12 protein-coding genes are annotated in these 13,541 nt (G+C 63.7%); 1 reads left to right on the top strand and 11 read right to left on the bottom strand.

What is annotated here, in order from left to right:
* Window positions 1-364: 364 nt before the first annotated feature.
* From BLT65_RS16420 to BLT65_RS16370, 11 genes are all read right to left on the bottom strand, one after another.
* Window positions 365-1,396 carry an ABC transporter substrate-binding protein gene (locus tag BLT65_RS16420; protein WP_091779160.1) on the bottom strand — a complete coding sequence of 344 codons (1,032 nt, stop codon included), beginning with the start codon at window positions 1,394-1,396 and terminating at the stop codon, window positions 365-367.
* Window positions 1,393-2,190, bottom strand: coding sequence for a siderophore-iron reductase FhuF (fhuF, locus tag BLT65_RS16415; RefSeq protein WP_091779158.1), 798 nt, complete (start codon window positions 2,188-2,190; stop codon window positions 1,393-1,395). The genes BLT65_RS16420 and fhuF overlap by 4 nt, the downstream gene beginning before the upstream one ends.
* A gap of 2 nt (window positions 2,191-2,192) precedes the next feature.
* On the bottom strand, window positions 2,193-4,319 hold the full coding sequence (fhuB, locus tag BLT65_RS16410) for a Fe(3+)-hydroxamate ABC transporter permease FhuB (protein WP_091779156.1): 2,127 nt from the start codon (window positions 4,317-4,319) through the stop codon (window positions 2,193-2,195).
* The gene (locus tag BLT65_RS16405; protein WP_007737690.1) at window positions 4,316-5,158 is read right to left on the bottom strand and encodes an ABC transporter ATP-binding protein; all 843 of its coding nucleotides are present in this window, start codon (window positions 5,156-5,158) and stop codon (window positions 4,316-4,318) included. The genes fhuB and BLT65_RS16405 overlap by 4 nt, the downstream gene beginning before the upstream one ends.
* 4 nt (window positions 5,159-5,162) lie before the next feature.
* The gene (locus BLT65_RS16400) at window positions 5,163-6,188 is read right to left on the bottom strand and encodes a TauD/TfdA family dioxygenase (protein WP_091779154.1); all 1,026 of its coding nucleotides are present in this window, start codon (window positions 6,186-6,188) and stop codon (window positions 5,163-5,165) included.
* A 140-nt stretch (window positions 6,189-6,328) separates the two neighbouring features.
* Entirely contained in the window at window positions 6,329-6,562 is a 234-nt protein-coding gene (locus tag BLT65_RS16395) for an MbtH family protein (protein WP_091779152.1), read from the bottom strand.
* Between the two features lie 55 nt (window positions 6,563-6,617).
* On the bottom strand, window positions 6,618-7,325 hold the full coding sequence (locus BLT65_RS16390) for an RNA polymerase factor sigma-70 (RefSeq protein ID WP_091779150.1): 708 nt from the start codon (window positions 7,323-7,325) through the stop codon (window positions 6,618-6,620).
* A gap of 689 nt (window positions 7,326-8,014) precedes the next feature.
* The gene (locus tag BLT65_RS16385) at window positions 8,015-9,346 is read right to left on the bottom strand and encodes an MFS transporter (RefSeq protein WP_091779148.1); all 1,332 of its coding nucleotides are present in this window, start codon (window positions 9,344-9,346) and stop codon (window positions 8,015-8,017) included.
* Window positions 9,347-9,460: 114 nt separating this feature from the next.
* Window positions 9,461-9,709, bottom strand: a complete 249-nt coding sequence (locus BLT65_RS16380) for a DUF2783 domain-containing protein (protein ID WP_007577998.1) — start codon at window positions 9,707-9,709, stop codon at window positions 9,461-9,463.
* A gap of 42 nt (window positions 9,710-9,751) precedes the next feature.
* Window positions 9,752-11,458: an FAD-dependent oxidoreductase gene (locus BLT65_RS16375; RefSeq protein ID WP_091779146.1), complete on the bottom strand. Its 1,707-nt coding sequence runs from the start codon at window positions 11,456-11,458 to the stop codon at window positions 9,752-9,754.
* Between the two features lie 42 nt (window positions 11,459-11,500).
* Window positions 11,501-12,460, bottom strand: coding sequence for an MBL fold metallo-hydrolase (locus BLT65_RS16370; RefSeq protein WP_091779144.1), 960 nt, complete (start codon window positions 12,458-12,460; stop codon window positions 11,501-11,503).
* 238 nt (window positions 12,461-12,698) lie between these two features.
* Between BLT65_RS16370 and BLT65_RS16365 the strand changes: the two genes are divergently transcribed.
* Window positions 12,699-13,541, top strand: coding sequence for an IclR family transcriptional regulator (locus BLT65_RS16365; protein ID WP_091779142.1), 843 nt, complete (start codon window positions 12,699-12,701; stop codon window positions 13,539-13,541).

Below are 13,541 nucleotides of genomic sequence, written 5' to 3'. Positions count from 1 at the left end.
ATGCGCAATCGGTCCGAAGTGACGCGTGCGAAGCACAGGAAGCCGACACACAGTTTGCCACCTGGGCGGCGGTGGACTGTCTGGCGCGGCATACTGGATTGTGGGTGCGTGAAGCGGATGAGGCGCTGATTCAGAGCGCTGGCAACGCGCGTGGGTCACGTGATTGCCGTGTGAAGTGTAAGACCCTGTGGGGGCCCTCAGGCAAATACACGAGCTGGCGGTGTTAGCCGCTTTCTTTTGCCTACTTTTCTTTGCGGCGGCAAAGAAAAGTAGGTGCCGCCCCGCACAGGGGCGACGTGTGAAGCACGCTAACAAAGCGCGGATGCCAGCGAAAAGCAAAACCAAAACCAAACCACCAACACCATCACCGCGAAGCGGAAGCTTCCGATTGCAAAGCCGCCGCCGGCAGCAAAAGCAACGCATCCGTCATCGCATGCGACAACTTCAACGCCGACATCGGCCCACCAAACCCCCACACATTACGTTCGACCAACGTCACGCGTCCTTCACGCCGTGCAGGCACAAACCGCCAAACCGGCGAATCGAGCTTCGCCTCCAGCTTCACTTCCGGGCCAGTTGCGCTCGTCAGCAACACACTCGTCTGCGGACGTTTCAAGAAATCTTCCGACGTCAGATAGGTCGTACCTTCGCGAGTCGGCTTCGAAGGCCATAGCGTCACGCCGAGCTTCTTCGCGACACCGCCCGCCATACTGTTGCTCGTATAGGCCCAGTACCGGTCGGGCAAACCCAGCTCCTGCAACAACGCGAAATCGACATGCGTACGGCCCGCATCGGCGAGACGCTTTGCATCGCGTGCAAGGCCTTCGTCGAGCTGCCGTTCGATGGCTTGCGCCTGCATCGTGCGCCCCGTAATGCACCCAATCGTATCGAAGATCCTGCGCGCCCATTCGAGCTGCGTCGCCTGCGCGCCGTCGAGCTTCATCTCGGGGCTGAACTGGAACAGCACGGTCGGCGCGATCGTTTTCAGCGCGCCGAAAATCGGCGCATGCCGGAAGCCGACGCCGATGATCAGGTCGGGCTTGAGCGCGGCAATCGCTTCGAGGCTCGGCTCCTGGCGCGTGCCGACGTCGGGCACCGACTGCATGCGCTCGACGTCATAGCCGATCCACGACGGGTAATACGCGGTGTCGACCATGCCCGCAGGCGTGACATCGAGCGAAAGGAGCGCTTCAGCGAAGAGGAATTCCAGTACGACGATACGCTTCGGATGCGCGGGCAACGTGTCGCTCGCCTGCGTCACAGTGGGATTCGCGGACAGCGGCGTACACGCGAGCGCGGCCGTGTCGCGAGGCACTGGCGTCACGCCTGCCGCGCTCGCGGAACAGGCGAACGCGAGGCACGCGGCGCATACGGTCGCGCGCAGCATCTGCTTCATCGTATTGCCTCTTGCCGCGCGAGGTCTTCGTCGCTCATCGTGAGTAATAGCGGGCAACTCGCACACAGTTGATCTTCTCCGGGTATTTCATAGCGCACGCAGCAGACACGTCGCGCGCGAAACGGCGCAGGCAACAGCGCCGAACGCGGCGTCACGTTGCGCACGGGCACGCGCAGCGGGTTCGGCTCGTCGCCACCGAACAGCGCGCACGATTCGAACATCCACGTGGCGTCGCGGGCCGCGCCCGGCATCGCCGCGCATTGCTCGAACAATGTGTCCAGCAGATTGCCGACGTTGCTCCATAGCACGCGCGGCGCGATCTTCGTCATGCTCGCGAGCAGGTCTATCACGCCGCGCAGATGCTCATCGATCAACGACGCGTAAAGCCGCGTGGGATCGTCAGTCGAGTCCGCGAGCGCATCGTGCGGCAGATACAGCGCTTCGGGCATGCCTTCGCGCAGCAACAGCACGCAGCGCGCAGGGTTCATGTCGAGCGGTCTCTGCAAGACGAGCGCGGACACCAGTGCAGCGGGCACCGCGAGGCCGAAATAGTATTTGCTCCACTGCGACAGCAACGCGCGCGCATGACGTTCGGGATCGCCGCCGTAGCGCAAGAGCATTGCATCGAGGATCGCTTCGCGCTGCGTCGCGAGTTGCGTGAGCGGCACGCGCACTTGCGCGGCGTCGCCGGTGTTTGAAGTTTCAGCGGGCACGCCGAGCCACACGCGTTCGATATACGTGGCGAACGGCGAATCGGCAACGAGCGACGCAAACGGTTTTGCAGCAGAGGACATGTTCACCGTCCGCGCTTGCGTTCGCGCCTTGCCTGTACGATCAGCAACGCGAGCAGATACGGCGCGCCGATCAGTGCCGTCAGCACGCCCGCAGGAATTTCGCGCGGCGCGAGCAGCGTGCGGGCGCCGATATCGGCAGCGGCGAGAACCGCAGCGCCACAGGTCGCCGCGAGCCACAAGCGCACCCGATGCGCACGCGCCCCCAGCAAGGCCGCCAGATGCGGCGCCATCAATCCGACAAAGCCGATCGGCCCAACAGCCGCAACGGCCGCGCAAGCGGCGATAGTCGCCACCGTCAGCGCAAGCGGACGCAGCAACGCGACAGGCAAACCGAGCGACGCGGCCTGATCGTCGCCTAGTGCGAGCAGATCGAGCGGACGCGCCAGCAGCACGAATGCAGGCAACGCGACCGCGCACCACGGCAACAGCGCAAGCACATCGCTCCAGCTGCGTCCGTAGGTGCCGCCCACCAGCCACACGACGAAGCGCGCGGGTTGCACGCTTTCCTGCACGATCACCCATTGCGCGAGCGTCGTCCACAGCGTGCCGACGACCAGTCCCGTCAACGCGACCGCAAGCGGCGCATAACGCATGCGCCGGTTCAGCGCGAGAATCGCGACGAGCGTGACGCCGCCGCCGATCAGCGACGACGCCGCAATCGTCGCGTGCGCGGCGAGCGGCCAGAACAGCAGCGCGACGAGCGTCGCGAGTGAAGCGCCTTGCGTAACACCGAGCACTTCCGGCCCGGCAAGCGGATTGCGCACGACGCTTTGCATCAGCACGCCGCTGGCCGCGAGCATCGCGCCCGCAAGCAACGCGCACACCACGCGCGGCAAACGCAGATCGAGCAGCATGCGCGCGACGCTGTCGCCGCCGTTCAATGCGGCGAGCCAGCGCGACGGATCGAGCCTGGTCTCGCCCAACGTGCCTGCGGTATAGATCGAAATGGCCGCAACGGCAATGACGATCAAACCAGCGCCAAGCGGAGAACGTCCCGTGATCCATGTAGCGAAACGGCCGCGCGCCGATTGTGCGGGCGCGTCGGCAGCTTGCGTAAGCGCCGAGGTCCATGCGCCGCCGTGACGGATCATCGCGAGCATCAGCGGCGTGCCGACGACCGCGATTGCCACGCCCGTCGACAGCGTGCCGTCCAGATCGAGCGCGAGCACGGCGCTATCGGTTGCGAGCACGAGCAGCGCGCCGACCAGCGCGGACAACGGCGCGAGTGTGGCAAGTCGCGTCGAGCGCGAGCCGCGCAGATGACGCAACAGATTCGGCGCAATCAGCCCTACATACGACATCGGCCCCGCAACGCTCACCGCGACGCTCGCGAAGCCGATCGCGACGAGCAGCGCATAGAAGCGCGCTGCATCGACGCGTACGCCGACGGCAAGCGCGGCGTCGTCGCCGAGCGCGATGGGGTCGAGCGGACGCACGACGAAGGGCAGCGCCGCGAGCGGCAGCAGCAGCCACAGCACCGCGGTAACCAGTCCGTCCGCGCCCGGTTGATAAAGACTGCCGCTCGCCCACAGCGCGACGCCCGCGATGCTTTGCTCGAAGAACGCGAGCGTGAGCGTCGAGATGGCCGAGAACAGCAACATGCAGACACTGCCCGCGAGCACCATGCGCAACGGCGTCGCGCGCCAGCCGCCCGCTGCCGCCGCGACGCACGCGGCGGCGACCAGGCCGCAGCCGAACAGCAGCGGCACGGAAGCCGTGCCCGCCAACGCCGGTATCAGCATCGCGGCGAGCAGGCCGAGCTGCGCGCCGCCCGTGATGCCAAGCAGATCCGGCGACGCGAGCGGATTGCGCGTCAGCGACTGGAACAGCGCACCCGACACACCAAGGCATCCACCCGCCACCAATGCGGCCAGCACGCGCGGCAAATGCAGATTGAACAGCAGCACATGCGCGAGCGCGTGTTCGTCGGTGTCATGCGCTGCATTCGACGTTGCGGCGTGCAGCAGCATCGACAGATCCGGGGCGAGGCGCAACGCGGCGACGATCACGATCAACGCGAGCAGCGTACACGTCAACACGCCGACGCGGCTATGCTGTGCCTCGCGCCAGCGCGGCAGCGCGCGTGTCTGCGCGCGCTGCATGCGTTTTCTTGCGGCCAGCGTGGTCATGCGGCAAGGCCCTTGTCGTCGGATGCGCTTGCCAGTTCGTCGCTTTCGGCATGCGCGGGCACGCACATCGGCGCGCCTGTCTGCGGATGCGCGATGCGCAGCATCGGCACGCCGAAGGTCGCTTCGAGATGCTGCGGGTCGATGATCGCGTCCGGCGTGCCTTGCGCGACGATGCGGCCCGCGCGCATCAACACGATTTCATCGCTGTATGCGGCAGCCTGATTCAGATCGTGCAGCACCCAGACGATCGTCAGACCGCGCTCGCGATTCAGCCGGCGCAGTTCGCTGAGAATGTCGAGCTGGTGATGAATGTCGAGATACGTGGTCGGCTCGTCGAGCAACACGATGGGCGCGCGTTGCGCGAGCGCCATCGCGATCCACGCGCGCTGGCGCTCGCCGCCTGAGAGCGCGGCGACATCGCGTGCGGCATCGTCGGCGATACCGGCTGCCGCGAGCGCGTCGTCGATCGCAGCGCGATCTTCCTTCGACAAGCCGCGCATCCAGCCGCCGTGTGCGTAACGTCCGTACGCGACCAGATCGCGCACGGAAAGACCGGCGGGAATCTGGTTGAACTGCGAGAGCATCGTCAGCGTGCGCGCGAGATCGCGCCGCCGATACGACGCGAGCGCCTTGCCCGCGACCGTCACCTCGCCCGCCAGCGCGGGCTGCAAACCGGCGAGCGAGCGCAGCAGCGTGCTTTTGCCGCAACCGTTCGGCCCGCACAACGCGGTCACGCGATTCGCGCGAATGTCGATGTCGAGCGAATCGATCACGACGTGATCGCGATATCCCACCGTCAGCGATCGCGCCGACAGTGCCAGGTTGGAACTGCTTTTCATTGGATCATGTAGCGGTGGCGAATGTTCTTGGCAGTCGCGCGCTTGCCGGGACGCTGTAGCTTTCCGCCATCGCGACGACGACCTTGCGCGGGCCTTCGAACGGATCGCGTGCATGTGCCGTCAGCATGTTGTCGAGCATCACCACATCGCCGCCCGTCCACGGAAACACGATGCGCTGTTGATCCAGCACGCCGCGAATCTCCGCGAGCGCGTCCGCTTCGAGCGGCGCGCCGTCGCCGTAATAGACGTTGCGCGGCACGTTGTCGAGGCCCACTGCATCGACGAGCGCCTCCTGCATGTCTTCATCGAGCGCGGACAGATGGAACAGATGCGCCTGGTTGAACCACACGCGCTCGCCCGTGCGCGGATGCACAGCGACCGCCTGGCAAAGCTCTCGCGTGCGCAGCAGCGGTTCGCCGTCGTCGTCCTCGCGCCATTCGCAATCGATGCCGCGCGCCGCGCACATCGCATCGACGGTGCGTGGGTCTTCGGTGCCGAACGCCTGTTGCCACGGCAAGTCGAGTCCCTGGCCGAAGTTGCGCACGTACAGCAGTTCGCGTCGCGCGAAGCGTTCGATCAACGCGGGGTCGAGCGCGCGATAGATCGCGCGGCTGTCGGCAATCGGCGTCGCGCCGCCGGAACGCGCGGCAAGCGCGCAATGGAACCAGATGCGCATGGGCCATTCGCGCGTGTACGACTGCTCGTTGTGCAGCGGTATCGAGCGATGCGGCGGATATTCCGTCGACGTGTACACGGCGCCTTCGACCTGGCTGCGCGGCGTCGACGCGAATTCATAGCCGATCAGCGGCGAGCCGAACGAGGCGGCGAACTGCTGGAACGTGTCGATCGACGGCACGGCGAAGCCCGTGAACAGCACGCCGCCAGCGCGCTCGATGCAGTTGTTCGCGATGTCGCGCAACAGCGGCGCGGCGGCTTCGAGCGTGAATGACCTGTCAACGCGCGGCGAAACGATGGTCGGCAGGCCGGGCTCGATGCGCAAATCGTCGAGTGTCGGGAGAGACGCTGTCATGACGTGTCCTCAGTGGCGGGCCGCGCCGATCATGCGTTGATAACGCGTCGGCGTGGCTCGAAGAACGGTCTCGCGCGGCGCGCTCGTGGCGCGCGAGAATCTTTGCTGCGCTCTGCTGTTGCAGGGCGGCAGCGTAAGGCTCAGCGCGTGTTCAGCGCGGCGTCCATGTGACGGCGCAGGCTCGCGGGGCGCATGTCGGTCCACACGCTTTCGATATGTTCGAGGCACGCGGCTTTCGCTCCGCGCACGCCGACTTCGCGCCAGCCGGCGGGAACGTCGCGGAACGTCGGCCAGATCGAATACTGTTCTTCGTCGTTGATGACGACCGTGTATTGAACGTCGTCCTGTGCGTCTTGATGCGTGTTCTGGGTCATGTCGTGTCTGCTTGCGTATCAGGTGAGATGCAGTTGAACGTTTGCCTTCGTGAATTCACGAGGCCGTCATCTGCTTGACGTTCGACGCGCAGCTTTTTTTACTGCGACCCGCCGTCTTTGCATACGCGACGTTTTGCGCGCCCGCGTGCATGCAGTCCGCGCAATGCTTCGCGGCGTCGCGAACCATGAAATGCACGAGCGTCTGCGAAACGTTCAAGGCGCGGGCGGTTTCCTGCAAGGTCTCTTCGCGCAGACGCACGCGCTCGAAGGCGCTGCGCGTGCGCTCGGGCAATTGCGCGAGCGCGTCGAACGCGTGGCGCAGCGAGTCGCGCGTGACGAGCGCGGACTCGGGCGACGGTTCGGGCGATGGCACATCGAGCCCATCTTCCTCACACGCGTGCCACGTGTTTTCGAGCGACTGGCGGCGGCACGCGTCGATCGATGCGTTGCGTACCATGCGCGCCACGTAGGCGAGCGGCTGCCGCACGTCGTCCTGGTTCGAAAAGCCCGTGAGCTTGATGAATACGTCGTGGACCACGTCCTCGGCACGGCTCGAACAACCGACGAACGACCGCGCAAGCTGAATCAGCGAGCGGCGGTTTTCGATCAGCACGTCGAGCAGCAATCCTTCGCAGCCGCGTTCTTCGCTTGCGGTCGTGTGCGCTTCGGACGGCTCGCAATCGATGTCGTCCAATGCGCCTTGTGCGAACGCCGCCGGATGACGGTCGATCCGTGCTGCAAACCTCGCCATTGATTCAGCCATCGAATCGTCTCCATGTCGCTATCGGTCAGATGGAAGCGAATCTAACGTAAACGCGAATCATTCTCAATCATATATCCGACTATTCTTATTATTTTTTGGTGACATTTATGCTTGACGGATGGTTTTTTGCGAAGCCATGGAATCGGGCGATGCAGGGCGCATAGCCTTGTGTGGATTGGGGCTGGGCGGCTGGCCAGCCCTTCACTTGGCGTGTTGATGAAGTCCGCGTCATTGCCCAAGATGCCCCTAGGTCTCGACCGCCGGGCATCGTCTTGGCCGAAGAGCGTTCGGGTGACTGGAGTGCCTGCCTACGCGTCCATGGAATGAGCAGATATGACGAGTTTTGAGCAGATAGTGAGCTGATTGAGCAGATAGCGAGCTGATTGAGCAGATTTCCTCGCGCACTGATGGCAATCGTCTCTACGTTAAATGATGGGCAAGGAGCCCCGTAAGCGAGGCATACATCTGTGGGCGCCGCGCCGACGGACGGTTAGTTGCTTGAAATGCACTGAATTGTTGACGCCTTCGGTCAAGATTCCGGTCGCAGATAACGTCGAACGCATAGCGGCAAAGCAGATCGCGTCGTGACGACGATGGAATCCGCCCACGCGTTCGCGCTCGTCGACAGATAACGTCGCGAGCGCGGATGCGGCGAGCCGCATGAACGTTGACAAGGAGGAGGCGCGCTTTTATCCCACGACCCGCTTCTCCGGCACCCCGCGCAGCAGCGCAATACCGCTCATGAACAACAAAGCCGTCAGCAGATACAGCGCGTTATCCATGCTGCCCGTATGCGTCTTGATGAGACCAATCACCCACGGGCTCACGATGCCGCTCGTAATCCCAATGCTGCTGATCAACGCAATTCCAGCCGCCGCCGCCTTGCCCGACAGATAACCAGACGGCACCGTCCAGAAGATCGGCAGCGCGGCGAAGATCAGCACAGCGGCGATCGAAAGAATCCCGAGCATCGCGGCAAAGCTGCTCAAATGCAGCGTCAACAGCGAAAGCGCGATACCGCCGCCGATCGTACACGCCGCGAAATGCTTGCGCCGCTCGCCATGACGATCCGAATGTCGCGCGATCAGAATCAGGCCAACCGCGCCGATCGCATTCGGAATCACCGTGTACAAACTGATCCACAGCACGTCGTGAACGCCGAAGTCGCGGATCATCAGCGGCATCCAGAAGTTGAGCGTCAACGATGCGCACGTCAGCGAGAAGTAGATGAACGCGAACAGATAGACGCGCGGATTGCGCAATGCCTCGACGAACGCGCGCGACGAATGCGAACTGGCAGGCCGATGCTCGCTGTCGCGCTGCTCGATCAGGTGCGCCTTTTCCTGCTGCGTGAGCCACGTTGCATGTTGCGGGCCGTCGACCAGCCAGAATGCCGCAAGCAGACCCAGCACGACAGCGGGCGCGCCTTCGATAGCGAACATCCATTGCCATCCGTACAGGCCCATCACGCCCGCCATGTCGCGCATGATCCATCCTGAGATGAGACCGCCGAGCACGCCCGCGACCGCAACGCCTGCGAAGAAGATCGACAGGATCACAGCACGCCGACGCGCCGGATACCAGTACGTCAGATACAGCACGATGCCTGGAAAGAAACCCGCTTCGAACACGCCGAGCATGAAGCGCAGCAGATAGAAATGCGAAGCCTGCGACACGAACATCATGCACACCGACGCAACGCCCCAAAGCAGCATGATCCGCGTGAACGTGCGGCGCGCGCCGAAACGCGCGAGCAGCAGGTTGCTAGGCACTTCGCACAGCACATAACCGATATAGAAGACAGCCGCGCCGAGTCCGTACATCGCATCGCTGAAGCCGAGGTCGTGCTTCATCTGCAACTGCGCGAAGCCGATGTTGATGCGATCGAGAAACGAGATGACGTAGCAGAGAAACAGAAACGGCACGATCCGCAACGTGACCTTGCGATACAGCGCGGTGTCGTCCTGAAACGCGGCGGCGGCCTCGCCGGGCTCATAGGCATGCGTGATTGACTGACTCATCAAGATCTCCAGGCAATGCGGGTCCATCGGACCCATTGGGTCCGGCGTCTGTTGCGCCGTGTTGTCAGGGAAGACGGCTCGCGCTTCGTTTAACGGGCGAGCGGCATCGAGGGATCAGGCGGCGACGCGCGGCGCGTCGGCCGTGTGCTGCGCGGCGGATGGATTCGGCTGATCGACGCCTTCGCGCGCGTATCGGATCGCTTCCATCAGCGTCGCGTAATCGCCTATATGATTCGCGAGCAGCAGAATCAGCTGCGCATTTGCGGCCTGGCTTTGCGCTTCGTCGAAATCGCGGTGCATGTCGATCAGCGCTTCGTAGAAGTCGTCGGGCTGCGTCAGATTGAGTTGCGTGATGAGTGCCACGTTTGTCTCCAACTTTTATCGTATCGATGTGCGCTACTGCGTTCAGGCAACGCCTTCCACGCACAACGCCCGCTTGAGCGCCGCGTCGACTTGCGTTGCGTCGAACGTGCGCCAGCGCGCGCACACGTGCTGGTCCGGACGAATCAGATAGAACGTGCCCGGCGTGGCGTCATAACGCGACCATGCGAGACCTTCCGCGTCTTCGAGCACGACGGCATCTTCGAGATCGTGCACGGCATGGCGAATGCCATGCGACGCAACGACAACCACCCTGAACGGAATCGAACCTGTCTGCAGCGTCTTCAACGCGCGTTGCGTCGCCGCGTCGATACCATCCTTGCCGCAAAAGACGATGCCCGTGAACGCATTGCCGAGTTGCGCGAGCAGCCACGCGGGCGCGCCATTCGATAAAACAGGTGCATCCACGCACGAAGCGCCCGGCACCATCTTGCCTTCGAAGCCGTCGTTATCGGCCGAGTTGAGCGTCGAATCGCGCAGCACGGCGGGCACCGAAAGCCGCCCGCTATTAGCGAGCTGACGCGCAAACGGATGCTTGCGCGCAAGCTTCAATACGGCATCGCGGAACGTACGGCTGACGGGCGACTTGGGCGTAATGAAATCCGTCGAGCGCGTCGAGTTGCGAATGTTCTCGTCGGCGGCGTATTCGCGTTCGCTTGCATAGGTGTCGAGCAACGCATCGGGCGCGCGGCCGTCCAGCACCATCGCGAGTTTCCACGCGACGTTCTCCGCATCCTGAAAGCCGCTATTCGCGCCGCGCGCGCCGAACGGCGAAACCAGATGCGCGGCATCGCCGACGAACAGCACGTTGCCATGCCGGAAGCGCTCCATGCGCAAACACGAGAACGTATAAACGCTGACCCATTCCAGCTCGAATTTGACGTCGGGCCCGAGCAGCGCGCGCACGCGCGGCAGCACGCGTTCGGGCGTCTTTTCAAGCGCAGGGTCCGCGTCCCAGCCGAGTTGAAAGTCGATACGCCACACGTTATCCGGCTGCCGATGCAACAGCACCGATTGATTCGGATGAAACGGCGGATCGAACCAGAACCAACGCTCGCTAGGAAACTCCGCTTCCATCTTCACGTCGGCGATCAGGAAGCGGTCCTTGAAAACGCGGCCTTTGCTGTCGAGGCCCATCATGTTGCGGATCGGACTGCGCGAGCCGTCGGCGGCGACCACATAGCGGCCGCACAACGCGTACTCGCCGTCGGGCGTCTCGACGGTCAGCGTGACGAACGCATCGGCGGAACCCGGCTCGCCGTGCTGCTGCAGGCCGACCACCTTGCTCTTCCAGCGGATGTCGATATTCGGCAACGACTGCGCGCGTTCGAGCAGAAAGCCTTCGACGTAGTACTGCTGCAGATTGATGAACGCAGGCCGATGATGCCCCGCCTCCGGCAGCAGATTGAACGTGTACACCATCTCGTCCTGCAGGAACACCTTGCCGACGTTCCAGCTGATGCCCTTCTCGACCATCCGGTCGCCGCAGCCGAGGCGGTCGAAAATATCGAGCGAGCGCTTCGAAAAACAGATTGCGCGCGAACCTGTGGCGAGCGAACAATCGTCGTCGACGAGTGCGATAGGTACGCCTTGCTGCGCGAGATCGATCGCCGTTGCGAGACCGACGGGCCCCGCGCCGACGACAATCACCGGATGCCGCGCCGCTGCCGCATCCTGCTCGGCGCAGCGCCGGTATTCGAACGACAAGGTCTGATAGTTGATGCTGCTCATTCTGCTGTCTCCATCCATCTGCGCTGTGCTATTGCTGCGTCATCACGCCTGCAGCGCGTCCCACATGTCCTTGTCGCGCTGCGCGGTCCAGATGCGCGGATGCGTGATTCCGCTCGCTTCGTCAAACGCGCGCGATACATCGAACGGCAAGCAATGCTCGTAGATGAAGACATGGCCGAACTTCGGGTCCATCGACTTGCGCGTGTGCGCCATCGCGGCTTTCAGATCGAGCTTGTCGGCAACGGCTTCGCGGCCGCTTTGCAGCAGCGTCGTGACGAAGTCCTTCGTATAGTCGAGGCCCTTGTTCACGTCTTCCGGCGTGGTCAGCGCGGGGCCGCGGCCCGGCACGAGCTGGTTGGCGTTCAGCGCACGCAGCGCTTCGAGCGTGGCGGGCCACTGTTCGAGTTGCGCGTCGCCGCAATAACAGGCGGCGTCGTATTCGACCAGGTCACCCGAGAACAGCACCTTCTGCGACGGCAGCCACACGACGGTATCGCCCTTCGTGTGACCCGCGCCCAGATGCGCGATGCGCACTTCGAGCTTGCCGAGAAACAGCGTGATTTCTTTCTCGAACACGAGGGTCGGCCACGTGAGACCCGGCACCGTTTCGACGCCCGCGAAGAGACGCGGAAAGCGCTCGATCTCCGACTTCATGTCGGCCTCGCCGCGCTCGACGATCATTTCATACGTGCCGCGGCTCGCGATGATCTGCTGCGCGCCTTCCTCGAAATACGCCGATGCGCCCAGCACGCGCACCGCGTGATAGTGCGACAGCACGACGTATTTGATCGGCTTGTCGGTCACGCTGCGGATCTTCGCGATCAGGTCTTGCGCCATTGCCGGCGTCGCGGTGGTGTCGACGATCAGCACGCCGTCGTCGCCGATCACGACGCCCGAGTTCGGGTCGCCTTCCGCCGTGTACGCATACGCGTTCTCGGACAGCTGCGTCCACGTGATCTTCTTTTCTTCGAGGTCGGCTTGCGATGCGAATGCTTTGGCCATGCTCGTCTCCGTTGATTGAGGGGCGACGGGCGAGACGCGGCGCACGCTGGCGCAGCGGTAAGGAGGTGTCTCGTCCAGTCTGATTGGAATGATGTCCGGCGACTATTAGGCCGGAGTGATTTCATCTTAGACTCTGCCGATTATTTGTCAATAGCGAAACGTATCGCTATACGCTAATTTTTCGTATACCCTGGGCGTTTCCAGGATCGAACGGGGCGAAGGTTGGCGTTCGTTTAACATGGACCTTTTTTCGATACAGACAGGCGACGTGAGCGGCATGGCGAAGACGGCAAAAGACGACGAGACGACGGGCTCGGGCAAGCAGCAGCGCGGTATCCAGAGCGTCGAGGTCGGCGGACGGCTGCTGCATGCGCTCGCGAGAGCACGCGCGCCGCTCGCGCTGTCCGATCTCGCCGCGAGCGCCGACATCGCACCCGGCCAGGCGCATGCGTATCTGGTGAGCCTCACGCGGCTTGGTCTCATCAAACGCGACGAACTTTCGGGGCGCTACGAGCCGGGGCCGCTGTCCTTAAGGCTTGGTCTGATGCAGTTGGCGAACCAGCCGGCGTTTCGCGCCGCCGTGCCGCGCGTCGCGGCGCTCGCCGAAGAGATCGGGTTCAGCGTCGCGATCTGCACCGTGGGACCGCAAGGCCCGACCATCGTCCGATACGAGCATGCGGGGTTTCCGCTGCATGTGAACCTGCATGTGGGCACCGTGATGTCGTTGCCTGCGACGTCGACGGGGCGCTTGTTCTGCGCCTACCTCGTGCCCGAGACATTGCAGACGATGTGGGCGAACCAGTCGGGCGGAGCGAGCGATATCGTTGCGCCTTCAGAACGCAAAGCATTCGACGTGACGCTCATGGGGATCCGCGAGCGTGGCATCGAACGAGGCATCGATGCGCCGAGCCCCGGCATCAGCAGTCTTGCCGCGCCCGTGCTCGATGCCCACGGGCAGTTGTGTCTCGCGTTGACGGTGATCGGGCCGAGCGGCGCAATCGATGTGAACTGGGACGGACCGATCGCGCGCGCGCTTCGACAGGCGGCGCGCGAAATCGGCGCGGATATCGCGGCGAATTGA

Origin of the sequence: Paraburkholderia steynii, from assembly GCF_900100565.1 — a bacterium.
Classification (GTDB): Bacteria; Pseudomonadota; Gammaproteobacteria; order Burkholderiales; family Burkholderiaceae; genus Paraburkholderia; species Paraburkholderia terrae.
This window is presented reverse-complemented; position numbering and strand designations above follow the sequence as displayed.

Bases quoted from the DNA above. Each gene is read 5' to 3' on its own strand.
- BLT65_RS16400 (WP_091779154.1), bottom strand. From the start codon at position 6,188: ATGACAGCGTCTCTCCCGACACTCGACGATTTGCGCATCGAGCCCGGC.
- BLT65_RS16390 (WP_091779150.1), bottom strand. From the start codon at position 7,325: ATGGCTGAATCAATGGCGAGGTTTGCAGCACGGATCGACCGTCATCCG.
- BLT65_RS16420 (WP_091779160.1), bottom strand. From the start codon at position 1,396: ATGAAGCAGATGCTGCGCGCGACCGTATGCGCCGCGTGCCTCGCGTTC.
- BLT65_RS16395 (WP_091779152.1), bottom strand. From the start codon at position 6,562: ATGACCCAGAACACGCATCAAGACGCACAGGACGACGTTCAATACACG.
- fhuF (WP_091779158.1), bottom strand. From the start codon at position 2,190: ATGTCCTCTGCTGCAAAACCGTTTGCGTCGCTCGTTGCCGATTCGCCG.
- BLT65_RS16375 (WP_091779146.1), bottom strand. From the start codon at position 11,458: ATGAGCAGCATCAACTATCAGACCTTGTCGTTCGAATACCGGCGCTGC.
- BLT65_RS16370 (WP_091779144.1), bottom strand. From the start codon at position 12,460: ATGGCCAAAGCATTCGCATCGCAAGCCGACCTCGAAGAAAAGAAGATC.
- BLT65_RS16405 (WP_007737690.1), bottom strand. From the start codon at position 5,158: ATGAAAAGCAGTTCCAACCTGGCACTGTCGGCGCGATCGCTGACGGTG.
- fhuB (WP_091779156.1), bottom strand. From the start codon at position 4,319: ATGACCACGCTGGCCGCAAGAAAACGCATGCAGCGCGCGCAGACACGC.
- BLT65_RS16365 (WP_091779142.1), top strand. From the start codon at position 12,699: ATGGACCTTTTTTCGATACAGACAGGCGACGTGAGCGGCATGGCGAAG.
- BLT65_RS16385 (WP_091779148.1), bottom strand. From the start codon at position 9,346: ATGAGTCAGTCAATCACGCATGCCTATGAGCCCGGCGAGGCCGCCGCC.